The organism is Embleya sp. NBC_00896 (assembly GCF_045207785.1).
Taxonomy (GTDB): Bacteria; Actinomycetota; Actinomycetes; order Streptomycetales; family Streptomycetaceae; genus Embleya.
Genome location: NZ_CP108776.1, coordinates 7124366 through 7138871 on the forward strand (window position 1 = coordinate 7124366; position 14506 = coordinate 7138871).

The 14506-nt window shown below is 68.7% G+C and carries 12 protein-coding genes; 1 reads left to right on the forward strand and 11 read right to left on the reverse strand.

Annotated elements, in window-relative coordinates; genetic code table 11:
* Positions 1–299 precede the first annotated feature (299 nt).
* Both OG928_RS31765 and OG928_RS31770 read right to left on the reverse strand, forming a co-directional pair.
* Positions 300–2258 carry an endo-1,3-alpha-glucanase family glycosylhydrolase gene (locus OG928_RS31765; RefSeq protein ID WP_406290198.1) on the reverse strand — a complete coding sequence of 653 codons (1959 nt, stop codon included), beginning with the start codon at positions 2256–2258 and terminating at the stop codon, positions 300–302.
* A gap of 243 nt (positions 2259–2501) precedes the next feature.
* Positions 2502–3353, reverse strand: a complete 852-nt coding sequence (locus OG928_RS31770; protein ID WP_406290200.1) for a hypothetical protein — start codon at positions 3351–3353, stop codon at positions 2502–2504.
* Between the two features lie 358 nt (positions 3354–3711).
* Here OG928_RS31770 and OG928_RS31775 point away from each other — a divergent pair, with 358 nt between their 5' ends.
* The gene (locus OG928_RS31775; protein WP_406290203.1) at positions 3712–5115 is read left to right on the forward strand and encodes a hypothetical protein; all 1404 of its coding nucleotides are present in this window, start codon (positions 3712–3714) and stop codon (positions 5113–5115) included.
* A gap of 58 nt (positions 5116–5173) precedes the next feature.
* Here OG928_RS31775 and OG928_RS31780 read toward each other — a convergent pair whose 3' ends face one another.
* From OG928_RS31780 to OG928_RS31820, 9 genes are all read right to left on the reverse strand, one after another.
* Complete coding sequence (locus OG928_RS31780) at positions 5174–5626, reverse strand: hypothetical protein (RefSeq protein ID WP_406290204.1); 453 nt, start codon at positions 5624–5626, stop codon at positions 5174–5176.
* A 111-nt stretch (positions 5627–5737) separates the two neighbouring features.
* Positions 5738–6406 carry a hypothetical protein gene (locus OG928_RS31785; RefSeq protein ID WP_406290207.1) on the reverse strand — a complete coding sequence of 223 codons (669 nt, stop codon included), beginning with the start codon at positions 6404–6406 and terminating at the stop codon, positions 5738–5740.
* Positions 6407–6416: 10 nt separating this feature from the next.
* Positions 6417–7559, reverse strand: a complete 1143-nt coding sequence (locus tag OG928_RS31790) for an NlpC/P60 family protein (protein ID WP_406290209.1) — start codon at positions 7557–7559, stop codon at positions 6417–6419.
* Between the two features lie 76 nt (positions 7560–7635).
* Positions 7636–7884 carry a hypothetical protein gene (locus OG928_RS31795; protein ID WP_406290210.1) on the reverse strand — a complete coding sequence of 83 codons (249 nt, stop codon included), beginning with the start codon at positions 7882–7884 and terminating at the stop codon, positions 7636–7638.
* Positions 7885–7921: 37 nt separating this feature from the next.
* Entirely contained in the window at positions 7922–8563 is a 642-nt protein-coding gene (locus OG928_RS31800) for a DUF4913 domain-containing protein (protein WP_406290212.1), read from the reverse strand.
* The gene (locus OG928_RS31805; RefSeq protein WP_406290214.1) at positions 8560–10344 is read right to left on the reverse strand and encodes a type IV secretory system conjugative DNA transfer family protein; all 1785 of its coding nucleotides are present in this window, start codon (positions 10342–10344) and stop codon (positions 8560–8562) included. The genes OG928_RS31800 and OG928_RS31805 overlap by 4 nt, the downstream gene beginning before the upstream one ends.
* Positions 10345–10416: 72 nt before the next feature.
* The gene (locus OG928_RS31810; RefSeq protein ID WP_406290216.1) at positions 10417–11361 is read right to left on the reverse strand and encodes a hypothetical protein; all 945 of its coding nucleotides are present in this window, start codon (positions 11359–11361) and stop codon (positions 10417–10419) included.
* On the reverse strand, positions 11349–12953 hold the full coding sequence (locus OG928_RS31815) for an ATP/GTP-binding protein (protein ID WP_406290219.1): 1605 nt from the start codon (positions 12951–12953) through the stop codon (positions 11349–11351). Before OG928_RS31815 ends, OG928_RS31810 begins: the two co-directional genes overlap by 13 nt.
* A gap of 62 nt (positions 12954–13015) precedes the next feature.
* Positions 13016–14506, reverse strand: coding sequence for an SCO6880 family protein (locus OG928_RS31820; RefSeq protein WP_406290221.1), 1491 nt, complete (start codon positions 14504–14506; stop codon positions 13016–13018).

Below are 14506 nucleotides of genomic sequence, written 5' to 3' on the forward strand. Positions count from 1 at the left end.
TCACCCCCGCCCGGATTACGTACCCCGCCACGACGGCCCGGGTGGACGGGTTGCGCCCCGTCCATCCGGGCCCTCGTGCCCGAGGAAGGCGGCCTCGGGCCCCACGCGGCCGCGCCGAGTACGCCGAGCCCGTGACTCCCTTGCGACGACCGAGCGCCGACCCACATCGGGGTCGGCGCTCGGTCGTTGTCGTGCTGCGGAAGCCTCCGACCGCCCGACAGCCCGCCCGACGCGGCGGGGCCGGGTCCGCATCGGACCCGGCCCCGCCTGTCGAACTCGAACTCGATCTGTGCGACGCGTCAGCCGGCGCCGGGCCGGCCGCTGCTCGCGCCTCGGTAACCCAGGTCCTGCGCGGCGAAGTCCTTCTTCACCGCGTTGGGGGAGGTGACCGTGGCGACGGTGCCGCCGTTGCGGACGATCGACGCCGAGTTGGTGCCGATCGCCAGCGGGAAGAGCTTGGCCTGCACGCCGGCCGCGGCCTGGTAGGGCTGCTTGCCGCCGCCGATGGTGGCGTTCACCGTCGCGGGCGCGGTGAGGAAGCTGAGTACCTCCACCGTGTCCCGGGGCGCGTTGGTCCCCGACCTCGGTGTCATCAACTTCGTCTGCGTGCTCGCGGTGGGCTTGGCCGAGGCGAACTGCACGCGATGCGTGAGGTACACCGTGTCACGGGTGATCCTGGGCCAGGCACCGGTCTTGAAGCGGACGAGGTAGTAGTCGGAGATGTCGACCCAGGTGTGCCCGGAATTGACCGAGGGCGCGAACTGGGTGCCCTCGGAGTAGTCGTTCCAGGTGGTGAGCTGCACCCAGTCGGCACCGCCGTTGATGGTGTTGTCCCACGAAGTACGCAGGTTCTCCGTGTTGTTCGCCTCGTCGTAGATGCCCTGGTTGGGGCGTTCGTCCTGAACCGCGACCGGCTGCATCCAGATCTTGCCGAGGCTGTGCGCCTTGGCGATGTCCGACTGGATGGAACCCTGCCGATTGGGGCTGCGATTGCCCCAACTGGAGAAGCCGTAGCTGACCGAGGCGTACTTGTCCGCGTTCGCCGAGAAGTTCAGGAAGACCGGAACCAGGGCGACCTTGGTCTTGTACGTCTTGTCCATGACGGTCGCGAACTCCGCCCACCACTGCGGGGTTTGCTGCTCCGCCTTGAACGGCGAGATCACTACGCGTCCGTCCGCGAGACGCCGGACGGACTTGGAGGCGGAGATCTCGGCCATCGACGCGGCGAGGCCGGCGGGAGTGGCGTCCCTGAGGGACGTCATGTCCGGCATCGGCACGATCGAGAAGCCGGGATCGGTGGTCTCGGCGGCCTTGATCAGGGTCTTGAACCTGGTCCAGTGCGCGCTCGTGGTGGACAGCACGTCGACCGTGAAGCCGTCGATGCCGGCCGCGGTCGCATCGCGGATCTCGCGCTGCATGTCCTGGAGTTGCCAGTCCCCACCCAGCGGTGGGCGAGGTACCGGACGGTCGCGCAGCAGTCCGCCGTAGGCGACGTGCTTGCCGCTCTCGCCCGCCGGGGCGAGGTAGTTGCGAGTGTAGTAGTCCTTGTTGGGCTCCTGGTTGTCGAGGGACGCGGGATAGGGGGTGAAGTAGTGCGCGTACACCTTCTTTTCGCTCCCGCGCAGTGCCGGCGTGGCCGGCATGTCGAAGGGGAGCGCTCCGGTGGTGGGGGCCGCCGGATCGGTCCAACTCACCGACAGGCGCGGGGCCTGGTCGGCGCTCGCACGCGAGGATTGGAAGACCCCCTGCGCGCCCTTGGCCGCGGTGAGCGCGAAGCTGTACGAGCCGTTGCCGGTGAACGCGCCGGAGACGTCGATGGAGCCGACCTGTGAGGCGGTGAAGCCGTCACGGGAGCCCACAATGTCGCCGAACGCGGGTTGGTTCTTCCAGGTGAGACTCGTCGCGGACCAGGTCCCGTTGACCTTGTGGACCCGCACGCCCGTGTCGGTGGTCCGAGCCGAGTACAGATCGAGACTCAACCGCACGTCACGCGCGCCCGCGGGAACGCCCGCGACGGTGAACCGTACGAACGCGCGCCGCTCGGAAGCGGTCGCCCCTTCGCAGGTCGCCGGGCAGACCGACAACCAGGTCTGCGTGGCGTGCGGCTTGGTCGGAGCCACCTGGCTCACATAGGCGTTCTCGGTGGTGGGCACTGTGGCCTTGGAGTTGTCCGAGCCACCCGCGGCCACGCCGAAGGTAACGGCGGTGCCTACCACCAGGAATGCGGGTAGCACGAATTTGAGCGAACGAAATCGCAAGAAGCCCTCCACGGTACTTCGATGCAACCGAAGTCGACTGAGCCGCAACCGGTATGGGGGCGCCCGTCGGGCGACGAGGACTCGACCACGGTCCCGATCAGGGCACCGGCGCGGTGCGACGTCGGGAGCATAGGGCAGGGCTTCCCCGAGCGGGAGGGCGGCCGGCGGATCCGCGTATTCGGGATGGGGCCGGCGTGGGAGGGTCTGCTCCTCCCGCTCGGGTCGGCGCGAACTAGTCCCGGGTCAGCGGGAGTTGCGCGGGCGCCGGTTCACCAGCAACAGGGCGCCGACACCGGCGACCAGGACGGCGACGGAGGCGCCGGCGATTCGGCCGACGCCGTTGCCGCCGGTTTGGGCGAGCCGACCGGGCACGTCGGCGTCGGTGGAGGGCTGCCGCTGCTCGTCGGTCGGCGTGGACTCGGGGGTGGAGGGGGTGGCGCTGGTCGGCGGCGCGGATTTGGTCGGGGGCTTGGTGGTCGGCGGCTTGGTGGTGGACGGGGGAGCGGTGGTGGGAGGCGCCGTGGTGGGCGGGGTGGTCGTGGGCGGAGCGGTGGTCGGCGGCTTGGTCGTCGGCGGGGCGCATGCCTTGCCGCCGTTCCACCCGGCGATCAGGTCGACCGGAAACTTCGCGTCGGGATAGTGCGGCAGTGGATTGGCCTTCCCGTCGAAGACCTTGTCGTTGCCGTACAGGTCGATCTGACCGAAGCAGGGCGGCGCGTGCTTGGAGATGTCGAGGGCGGCGGTCTTGTGGTCGCGGCTGAGGGTCACGGTCTTGGAACCGAGGTAGCGCTGGGTGCCCGAGGTCTTCCAGGTGGGCCCGTCCGCGCTGTAGGCGGCGAGCGAGACCTTGTACTGGCACGACTTGGGCACCTCGCCCACGATGCGCACGCTCACCTTGGTGCTGAGCGCGCCCAACAGGCCTGCCCCGGACCACTTCTTCCCGCCGTCGATCGACCACTCGATCGTGGCCGACCCACAGGTCTTCTTGGCGTCGTCGGCCGCGTGGGCCGATCCGGCGACCACGATCGGCCCGACGAGCGCCAGGGCGCCCACCCCCAGGCCGGCCGCGATCGAACCGGTAAGGCTTCGTTGCACTGTGATACTCCCCGAACTGGGTGAGATGCGGCGACTCGTCCGATGACGGAGTCCGGGGGCAGATTTTCGCCGCGTTCGCGCGCGACACAAGGACGAGTCGCTGAACCTTCGTGGGTATACGAGCGGGTAGCTCGACCTCCGAGCGGGCGGGGATGGCGCGGCCGCGCGCCCAAGTACCCTCTGGCGCAACGGGTTCGGCCGTGCGATGTTCTACCGGTCCAGGGATGCCGGGCGTCGCCTGGGCGACTAAAGTTGTCTCTATGGGGTCCGGGTCGGCGTCGGGTCTTGATCCGCCCGGACCGTCGTCGATCTCTCCGGTCGTGCGGGTTTCACGGATGAGCAAGGAGCGGATTCACCGATGGATTCCTCTCGGCGCGCTGCCGACGAGCAGGGTCTCCTGATCGTGCACGGCGCGATCGACAAGCTGCGGCGTGCCTTGGACGAGCTGTCGTCGCAGGGATGCCCGGAAGAGGTCCGCACGGCCTTGTCGTCCCGATTCGCCGAGCACGGGATCTGCGTGGAGGCCCGAGACGGACGATTGGACGTCCCGTCCCCGCAGGTGTTGACGCCGTGCACCGGCGACGATTGGCTCTCGCGCTCCCTGCTGTACAACCTCGCGGCCGTTGCCGCGTTCGACCTGGACGTCCGGGCGCTCCAGGGCCCGCGGGAATCCGCTCCCGGGACGGGTCCGTCGAGGCGGGTGGCCCGCGAGCTGGCGTCGCCCGAGCGGTGGCGTCGCCTCGTCGGCGAGCCACTGCGCCGGCTCGACCGCATGTGGTACGCGACTTGGCGGGCTGTACTGCGCCAAGATCCTGCGGCGTCGTGGATGTTGCGCGAACTCGACATGTTGCTGCCCGAGGCCGACGTGTTCGCGAAGAGCATCGGGGGACTGCGGGATCCGCTTGCCGGGGAGCGGTCCTCGGGCGAGCGCTTGGAGGCGCTGCGAGGGCGGATCGAGAGGGGCTCGATCGCGTGGGTTCGCCCGGCCTCGAATGCCGGGGAGGCGATCCTCGACGCGCGCACGTCCCTGGTGCCGCGGTGGAGCCGACCGTTGTTGGAATACGCGACCTGCGCGTGCGCCGCGGTCGGCGGGATGTGGGCGCAGGCGACGGATTGCGTGCACCGCAGATTGCTGCCGGCGGTGATCGCACTCTATTGGGATGCCGTTGCCCGGGCGTTGCTCGCGCTGGCCCCGCGCACCGGACCCGATCGGGCGCCGCAGCGGGCCTCGGGTGCCAAGTCGCGTGAACCTGACTCCGGTTCGCGGCCGTCGGCGGCTGTGGCCGAGGTGCCGAGTCCCGCGAGTGCGCCGAGCCCGCCGGAACCAACGAGTGCGCCGAGCCGGCCGAGCCCAGCGAGCCCGCCGAGGCCGGCGCCCTCGCCGGGCCGGGTGATCTCATCGAGCCCTTCGGGATCGGCCGTGTCCGGCGTTGCGGCCCAGGCGGATGCGTCCGTCGGCTCCCCCGTCGACGTCGACACCGCCGAGTTGCCCCGAGCGCGGCAGGTGTCCTGGACGCCCCCCGAGAGACCCGGCAGTGCGGCTTTCGCGCCCGTTCCCCCGCGAGCCGACGCCCGTCCGTCGAGGAGCAACGCGGCCTCCGCAGAGCGGCGTGGACCGTTTCGCGAGATTCCCGACTTCGTGTCTCGTATCGAGTCCGCCGCTCGTTCCACCCGCGAGCAGCGCGAGATCGCGCTGCTCGCAAGCTCCGGTCTGGTCTCCGCGGCTCGCGTCACGTCGGCTCGCCCGAAGCGTCCGTCCTGATTCCTTCCCGGACCGCCCGGTGACTGCCGAAAGAGGCGCGCTCAAACGGTACTTGCGATCAATCGTCGAGACCGACCGTCAGACCGCGGGCATCGTGTGCGCGGGCCGCCGGCGCCGCCTCCTGCCGACGTGCGCGCCCGCGATCGTCGCGCAACAGGTCGGTGGGGCCGAACCCGCTCGCGACCGTCGCGGCGGCGAGGACCGCGGCGGATCGCGACGATTCGCGGGTCGGCCGCTCCACCGAACGAGCTCCCTCGGCGGCCACGTCGCCGGCGACGCCCGCGGCGCGGCCGGGTCGATCCACAGCGTCCTGCTCGGCCAGAGTCGACGCACGCTCCTGCTCGGTACGGGTCAGCCGGTCCACCTGATCACCGCTCATCCGGCCCTGGTCCGAGATGGAGCGACCGGCGGCGGCGACCGCCTGGTCTGTGGTGACCCGGCCCCCGCCTTCCACGCGCTGTTGGACTTGCAGGTCCGCGTCCGTCGTGGGCGCACCGCGTGTGTCGGTCATGTGTCCTGTCCCTTCGGGTTCGACGATCGGCTTCGTGCCGGCTGTGACGATCCGGACGGCCGATCGAGCGTCCCGAGCGTTTGACGGGTGACGCCCGCGAGGCGTGCTGTGTCAGGGACGGCTGTCGGCCGCCTCGACGACCTTCCACGGCTGATCGGGCCCGGAGCGCGCGAGGGACACGAACACGACCACGGTCACCGGGGTGCCCTGCCACCCGTCCGGCCCCGACGGCGTGACCCGCAGACTCCACGCGTGCCAGGCCTTGACCGGCGTGTCGTCGGGCTTGCCCATGTCGTCCGCGAGAGTGGCGACGACGCGGGTGACCGCCCGGTGTTCGGCCCAGGTGAGCCACTCGGCTCCGGGGGCCGAGATCGGCGTGCCGGCTTGCTGGTCGGCCAGGTACGCGGGATCGAGGTACGGGGCAGCCCGCAGCGTCGCGTCCCGCAGCGATGTGTCGACGCCCGTGTCCACGGTCCACATGGTGGTGGCCGCGGCCTTGGATACGGCGATGGCGTCCCGGCCGTCGACCGGGGCGCTCGGCGGCACGGACGGTGCCGGGCCCGTCGGGTTCCTGGTCGGTGTCGGAAGGGTCGGCACGGATGGCACGGACGGCACGTTCCCCGACGTGCCCCCCGTCCTGCCGGCCTCGGGGGCACCCCCCGAGGCGGCCGAAGCGGTGGGGGTACGCGGGGAGTCCCGGCCTTCGAGGTCCTTCAGGCTCTTGCCGCAACCCGCGACCGACAAGAGCACGGCCGCGGCGAGTCCGGTCGTCGCGATCACCCGACTGCGCCTACGCGGCGGCGGTTGCACCGGGATCGGTGAAGTGGACGCCGACCCAGATGTCTCCCTTGGAGAAACTGCTGAAGGGGTCCGTGCGGATGTACGGGTAGGCGACCTTCGAACTGAACGCATTGACTGTCATCCCCGGTCCTGAGTAGATGGCGATGTGGTGGGCTTCCTCTCCGGGGCGAGCGAACGTGATGACGTCACCGGGGACCAACTTGGACTCGTCCACGCGACCGGTACCACGGGTTACCTCCCGCCCGTACCGTCCCTGTTCGGCTGCGGTCCGAGGCAGTGTGAGTTTCTTCCCGGAAGCCTGGTAATACGCGTACAGCACCAGGCCGGAGCAGTCGTAACCTTCCTTCGATTCGTCTTGCAGGTCCGCGCCGCCGTATCCGGATTTGCCCGACGGGGTGCCACCGCCCCATACATAGGGCGTCTTCGTGTTCTTGGCGATATTCATCGCAATGTTGAGGGCTCTGCCGGCCATCGTGTTGTTGTTGCTCGTGTGGTAGACCGCAGAGACCACGGTGCCCTGATACTTCGTCTCCATCAGGTCCGTGATTTTTTTTACATAGCCCTTCGTCTCCCTGTACGGCGGGATGCCCCGGTAGTAGCACACGGCTCCGGGACCCGCGTTGTAGCTCGCGAGCATGAGCTTCTGGGTGCTCTCGGTGACCTCACCGGCCTTCGGCCCCGGCCTCGTGGCCCCGTCCCTGCGCGTGCAGGTCCCGAAGGTCCCGGCCTTCATCTTCTCGACGTCACGGACCACGGCACAGTCGTACTTCGCCTGGGCCGTGATGGCCGCCTCGGGGTCCGTGGGATCCTTCCCGCCGCCGAACGTCTTCCAGGTGTCGGGCATGAACTGGCTGAGCCCGATTGCCCCCATCGGGCTCACGATGTCCTTGCGCCACCCGCTCTCCGTCTCGATCTGGGCGGCGATGAGCTGTGGTGGCGCCTCGGGACACAGGCTGCCCGCCGTCGCGATGAAACCCCGATAGGCGGCGGGGACCGCGGTACTCGAATACGTGGCGGTGGTGCCGCCACCGCCACCGTCGTCGCCCCCCGACTCGTCCTTGTGTTTCTTCGCGGCCGGAATCCACAGCACGAAGACACAGAAGACGACGATGACCAGGAGCACGGCGATCATAGGAAGCAGCATCGGCTTGAACAGGGTTTTCACCACGGCGCCGACCCGTTTCGACAACGAGTCATGAGCGCGATCATCATCCCCTCCCGATGGTCCGGCGCGGCTCGACGTATTGATTGTGGTTCTGTCTGTCCGCGCGCAGATAGAGCGCGGAGGCTCGCTGTCGATCCGGGGTGACGGCGCTCACGCCGAAATTCATGGCGGCCTGCAGGTCGTTGCGCATCTCCGCGAACCTGCCCACCCTCCTCGCGTCCGGCAACTGGGCAAGCGTCATAAAACCCGTGACGGCTATACCGGCCAGTCCGGCCGCATCGAGCTCTGACATTTACCGAACTTCCTTTCTTGATCGCCAACAATTTCGTTCACGCTCCGAGGTTGGAACCCAGCGTCTTCTCCTTCGGTCTTCCCGCGGTCGGGGGCGGGGGTGCGCCCGCTGCCGCTTCAGCGTGCTCACGCTCGGCGGCAGCCAGACTGAACGCCGGGTGGTCCCACATCTCCGGCGGCGAGGGTACGAGCACCAGGGGCTCCAGCGGCCTCTCCGCGTGGCCGTCCCGCGGATCGCAGATCGCGAACGGGCCGTAGTCGGGATCCATGAGCGCGCGCAGGTGCGGATCCGCGTGATGCAACCACCACGTCGACATGCCGAGCGCGGCGTCCAGGCGCAGGAACTCGAACGCCCGCCACAAGGAGGCGATCCGGGCGATCGCCTCCGGGTGCTGCCACCACTCCGGACACCAGATCGCCGTCGCTCGGTTGATCCGACGTCGGATGACCTGGGCGAGGTAGTCCGTGACGAACTCGTCCACCGATCCGAAGACGAGATCCGGCATGGCGTCGTCGGGGTTCTCCTCCTCGATGAACGGCTCGTCCTCCGACGGGGCGTCGCCGTACCCCGGCCCCCCTTCGGGGTACCCCGGCCCCCCTTCGGGGTATGCCGGCTCCGGCTCCGGCCAGTCGTCCTCCTGGCCGTCGAGCCACGGGTTCTCGACCTCGTCGCCGCTCATGTGGACTTCGCCAATTGCACACCGGCCGCGTCGGCGGCGGTCAACACCGGGGATTCGGCGGCACCGGGGTCGTACTTGGCGATGGACGCGCGAATGGCGTCCGCGTACGGTCCTTCCCACCAGGGAACGGTCCGCACCAATACCGGTTGCGAACCGCTGAAGTGCACGAAGGCCCGCCCCCGGGGCATCGCAGCCAAGTCGGCCTCGTCCAGCACGCTTTCCGAGCGGGTGCCTCGGCTGACGCTGCGTTCCCACAGGTCGGTCGTCTTGTGACTCACGGAATTGGTCGCCGGTTCGAAGATGCCGCCCGCCTTGGACAGGTCACCGAGGAACTTCATGTCGAGCGCGCCACCTCCGTACACACGTACGTTCGAGGCTCCCCACAGCTTGGCCATGCCGCCTTCACCCCACACCGCCGCGCCCTGCGACCACGACTGGAGGATCGTCATCATCACCACACCTCGAGATCCGAAGTGCGTGTATTTATCCGGAAGCGCCTTCCACGGGCAGACGTTCGCGGCCTCGTCGAGCACGATCAGCATCGGCACGGGCAGCCGACCGCCGGGAGCGTCGCGAGCCATGTTCCCCGCGTCCTCGGCCAGTGCGGCGGTGAGGGCCAACACCAGCGGGGCCGCCATCTTGCTCGTCTCCTCGGACAGCAGGTAGAGCGTGTCCCGCCCCGACCGGATGAAGTCCAGGTAGTCGAACTGCGGCCGATCCGGGTTCTTGCCAGGGGTGATCCACTCGGTCACGCTGGGCGCGATCAGGAACGACACCATCTGAATCGCGGTGCCGTACACGCCGGCTCGCTGCCGGTCCGGGGCGGTGATGAGGGCTTCGACGGCGTCGGCGGACAGCGGGTGACCCGCGTCGCGCAGGATTCGCACCGGGGATTCGTCGGTGGGTCTGGTCAGCCAGGTGTACACGCGCGTGATCGGCACGTCGGCGACGGACGCGGCCAACAGCAGGTTGGCGACGAGGTCTTCGGCGGCCGGCTCGAAATACGCGTCGGAGCGGGCGTGCGCCGGACGGTTGATCGACGCGAACCGGCCGGCCAACTTGACCGCCAGCGTGATGCTTCCTCGCACGTACGACAGTGGGTTCCACCACCAGGTCGGCTTTTCGCCCGCCTGGTTCTGCGGGTCGAACACCCATATCTTGCCCCGTTGTTCGCGCACCCCTCGGGTCGCATCGACCACGTCGCGCTTGTTCGAGGTGACGATCACGGCACCGGGTGCGGCCACGATGTTCGGGATGGCGCGGGTGGCGGTCTTACCCGTACGCGGGCCCCAGATGTCGACGTGCATGTCCTCCCAGGAACCCCAGAGATCCTCGCCGCCGCCGATCTTCTTCCCGACGTACACGCCGGGCGAGTCGGCGGGGTCCACGCCCAGTCGCGCCGCGGTCTTGCGGACGCCCGCGGTGGTCACCGCCCGCAGGTCGCGTGTCTTGCCGAGGTAGGGCGCGGCCCGGTCGACCAGGACCTCCTCGCGGGTCGCGACGAAGTACCAGACGACGAGCCCCGCGACGAGGAGCACGAGCATCACAACCACCGTGATCACGGTCGCCGAGGTGCCGGGCCAGGTGTAGTCGCCCGTGAAGAGCCGGATCACGAGCAGGGGAGGGAAGGCCGGGGGATCGGGGGAGTCCTTCGCCGAAGGGGCGAAAGTCGCTCCGATCCACATGGCCCCGGTCCCGACTATGACCAGCATCAGGAGGGCGAGGACGGCCCACGCCTCCACATACGGGTTCGGTCCGCGCCGCTTGTTCGTGGCGCTCATCGCCACACCATCCAATCGTGTTCCGTGGCCCCGGCTTTCGACACCCGCCGACGGCCCGCGTCGTCGCGACCGTCAGCCGACGAGCGCCATCTGGGTGATCCCGATCGCGGCTCCGGCCAGGACGCAGGCCACGAGCACCACGATGAGCCCCGTCACCGCTTCCTCCCCGCCGCCCCGATAGGCGAGCGCCATTTTGCCCGCGCAGATGAGTACGCCGATCACGCACATGGCCATGGCCAGCCAGGTGCCGATGGAGATGAGCGATCCGAGCGGTTCCACCAGACTCTGCGGTCCGGTGTAGTCGTGGACGTCGTAACCCGCGTTGCGGTCTTCACGGGACATGACCTTGAAGACCTTCTGAAATATCGGGTTTTCCGAATTGCAGTAGGAGATGTTCTCGCGGTCGGCCGAGGAATAGGGCTGCGCCTCGCCCTTCTTGGCCAAGTCCCTGATGAGCTTCTCCCACTGCTCACACGGTTTGAGGAACGTCTCCTTTCCGGCCTCGTCGGCCATCTTCGGAAAGTTCGACGACTTGATCCGGACGCACTGGGCTTGTTCGATATCAGCTTTGTACTTCTGGAAAACCTCACACGGTTCCTCCTTCAGGTCGTCGAAGTTGAAGAGACCGTTGATCTCCGCCTTCTCGGCAGCGTAAGTTTTCAGCTCCTTGATGCTGGCGTGATTGCCGTTGACCTTGTCCTCGAACCTGCGGCGAAGAATCCCCTTCTTTCCGTTTCGGCAGTACCAGTTGAAGGCGTAGCCGTCGATGTCCCGCGGCACATACAGCGTGGAGGGCAGGTGTCGACATTTGTCGTCCCCCGAGCCGAACCAGCCATCCCCGCCACCCTGGTCCGGATCGGTGTCATCCGGCGGCGGATCCATGGGACGCAGCGCCGGAACCCGCGACACCTCGGCCGCGTTCGCCGCCGTCTCGCCGATGGTGACGAACAGCGTCACCATGGCGAATATCAGCATCGCCCAGAACGAGCGGTTCTTTCGCATAGCTATTTCTGCCATCTGCGGTTGGTGTTGTTGACGTCCAACTCGGCCGGAGTGAGCTGTACGACCAAGGGGATGCCGGGTCGGCCACCGACCTTGACCATGAACTTGCCCAGCCCCGGAGGCGGTGTCTCACGACCGCTTCCCGGATCCCACGACGGTGGCGTGGACCAGTCGGTGATCATGTGCTGTTCGGCCTCGGTCATGTTGACGACATCGGTCAACTGCGGCATCTCCGAAGCGGGCAGACCACCGGTGATGACCATCCCGGCCCGTTCGACGAAGCCCTTGGCCTTCATCCGGTCCTCCTCGGCCGGAAGCGCCAGGAGGTCGGACATCGTGTGCGTGATCATCGCCATGCCCACACCGCGGGTTCGGTTGAGTCGGGTCAGCGCGTCGACGCGGTCCACCAGGCCCCGCCCCGCCCGCAGCACCCGCCACAGTTCGTCCAGGATCACGAAGTAGTGCCGCTGTGGCTCCAACCCCGCATCGGCGAGCGCCTGCGCCACCGAGATCGCACCGAAGCCGTAGCTCCAGCACGCGAGCAGCGCCGCCGCCTGGAGCTGTGTCTCCGAGTCGTCGATGCTCGACACGTCGAAGCAGACCGGACGGTCACGGTGCATCGGCTCCGTCGTCGGATTGGAGAACATCGTCCCCAGACGACCGTCGCTGAGCATGCCGAGCAAGGACGCCTCGAGGTCGTCGGTCAGCTCCCGATAGCGGTTGAAGTCCCCTCGGTCCAGAGCGGCCGCTCGAACGGGCTCCGGGGCCTCCTGGATGAGCTTCAGCAGATCCGACAACACCGGTACGCCCTGGTGTCGTTCGTCCAAGACCTTGAGCGCCGTGTTGAGGATGGTCTCCTCGCGGTCGGTCGGCGGCTGCTGACGAAGCACGGTGATCAACGAGGCGACCGCGTTCAGCCGTCGACCGTGCGCGTCGGCGAGCAGCGCGCGACGGGCGTCCCCGGTGAGGCGTCGGGCGGCCTGGGTCACCTCTCCGGGGTCGAGGACGTTGAGGTTTCCGCGCCCGCGCCCCAGGGACACCACCTGCCCGCCCAAGGCGTGGATGAGGTCGGCATAGTCCGGCTTGAGGTCGCCGAACACCAGCGGCAGTACGCCGTACCCGGCCAGTCCCAACGCCTGCCGGCGCACGAGGGTCGACTTGCCCAGGCCCGGCTTTCCGAGCACGAACTCGCTCGGGTTCAGGATCAGGTTCGCCCGCTGGAACCAGCTGACCGGGTCACAGCACAACGTCGCGCCGCTGGTCAGGGTTCGTCCCAGCGGCACGCCCACGACCGGCGTGCCCGAGCCGGCTCCGAACGGCCATAGACCACAGACCTGGACGGTCGTGCCGCGCCACTCGGGCGGGGCCTCGACGTACGACGCGGCGCCGCGGCCCCAGCCGGCGAAGCCGCGGGGGCGCGGCCGCATCGGTTGACCCGGGTTCGCCTTCTTCGCCTTCTTCTTGGCGGCAGCGGCCTTCTTTCGGCTCTCCTTGGTCGACTCGACGGGTGCGGCCGGCGGGGCGGAGGCCCCGTCGGGTCGATCCAAAAAGCCGCTCCACGGCTGGTTCTTCTTCGCCCGCTTGTCGGTGTTCGTGTTCGCCGCCACGGCCCTCGCCCCTTACGCCTTGTGATCTGTCCTTCCGCGGTTCGCCATCGAAAATCGTCGGCTCACATGGCCTCGCGCACCACCTGCGGAACCTTGAGGTGGTGCGGCAGCACGATGCCCAGCGGCAGTGCCGCGGTGAACGCCGCGGACTGTGCCCCGTAGGCCCGGCGCAGCAGGATCCGCGAGCCCGCCGACAGGTTGTCCACCGCCGAGGCGGCCAGCTTGAGTTCGTCCGCGCTGGCGACGGTCGCGGTCACGAGCAACGCGAAGCGCACCAGGCCGGCCCCGGTCGCCTCCTCCTGCGCGGTTTGTTCCGCCGCCCGCACGGCCACGGTGTCCCGCGCGTTGCTGACCTTGGCCTGCTTGGCCCGGAACATCGCGTCCTTGCGGTCGCGTTCGACCAGGCGCGCGGAGGTGGCCGGATCGTGCGGGCGGTACAGGAGCGTCACGCGCTTGCGGATGATGTCGGGGTGCGGCTGGACCATCCGGTGCAGCACGGACGAGAAGACCTCGCCTCGCGGAGCCTCGGACATCGCCCAGGTGATCGAGTAGGCCCCGTCGTGACGGTAGTGATCCCACGTCTCCTGAGACGCCATCGGGCCGGCGTCGTCCCAGGTGAGTTCGGTCCCGCCCTCGCTGCGTGCCTGCTCGATGAAGCCGGCGACACTGGGGTCGTAGGCCACCCGGACCGCCTCGGTCAGTTCCAGGGCGGTCATCGGGCTGGCCGGCCCGGCCCCGGTCATCTGCAACCCCGCCGACAGACCGGGCAGACGGGTACCGAGTTCGATCGCCATCTCCTCGGCGGTGCGCCTGGCACCGGTGGCCCGAGCCACACCGGAGTAGGTCAGGGCGATCCGGGTCGACAACTGGGCCGAGCCCTGGGGGTATCCGTGCACCACCTCGTTGAGGACGTGCCTGGCCAGCTTCGGCGCGTCGGGGGAGATGTTCGCGAAGACCTCCTGCCGGAGCCGCTCGCCCGTGTCGGGCGCGGCCTCGACCGTCACCGACGCCGACACCAGGCTCGGCTCGTGACCGAGCTGCGCCAGCCACTGGCCCCAGTAGGCGACCCAGGTGTCCACCTGGTTCGAGTCGACCAGAGAGGCGCCGTCCGCGTTGCAGGTCAAGACCACGGTGTGGTGGTTCGTGGCCGGAACCGTGAGCACCGCGAACGGACGCCCGTACGCGTCCTCCGCCTCGTAGAGGCGTGACGCGGCGGCCAACCCGGGCAACTTGCAGGTGCCCGCCGCCACTCGCCCCAGCGGACCGGAACGGTACAGGTGCTGCCCCTTGGTCTTCCCCCGGCTCCACGCCACCCGGGCGGTGAACCACTGGACGCCGTTGCGCCCGTGCTTGTCGCGCATCAGCAGCGGCACCAGGGACAGCGCCACCAGGACGCCCAACCCGAGTGCGGCGAAGAGCGACACGAACATCATCAGCATGACCAGCAGGAGGCCGACGAACATGACGAGCGTGCCGGCCAGGCCGAGCCCTCGAATGCCCGGGGATGTCGGCTTGCGCCAGTTTCCGTAGGTACGTACATCAGGTGTGGTCAT

Coding starts and splice junctions, on each gene's coding strand:
- OG928_RS31775 (WP_406290203.1), top strand. CDS start 3,712: ATGGATTCCTCTCGGCGCGCTGCCGACGAGCAGGGTCTCCTGATCGTG.
- OG928_RS31780 (WP_406290204.1), bottom strand. CDS start 5,626: ATGACCGACACACGCGGTGCGCCCACGACGGACGCGGACCTGCAAGTC.
- OG928_RS31790 (WP_406290209.1), bottom strand. CDS start 7,559: ATGATCGCCGTGCTCCTGGTCATCGTCGTCTTCTGTGTCTTCGTGCTG.
- OG928_RS31795 (WP_406290210.1), bottom strand. CDS start 7,884: ATGTCAGAGCTCGATGCGGCCGGACTGGCCGGTATAGCCGTCACGGGT.
- OG928_RS31800 (WP_406290212.1), bottom strand. CDS start 8,563: ATGAGCGGCGACGAGGTCGAGAACCCGTGGCTCGACGGCCAGGAGGAC.
- OG928_RS31805 (WP_406290214.1), bottom strand. CDS start 10,344: ATGAGCGCCACGAACAAGCGGCGCGGACCGAACCCGTATGTGGAGGCG.
- OG928_RS31810 (WP_406290216.1), bottom strand. CDS start 11,361: ATGGCAGAAATAGCTATGCGAAAGAACCGCTCGTTCTGGGCGATGCTG.
- OG928_RS31820 (WP_406290221.1), bottom strand. CDS start 14,506: ATGACCACACCTGATGTACGTACCTACGGAAACTGGCGCAAGCCGACA.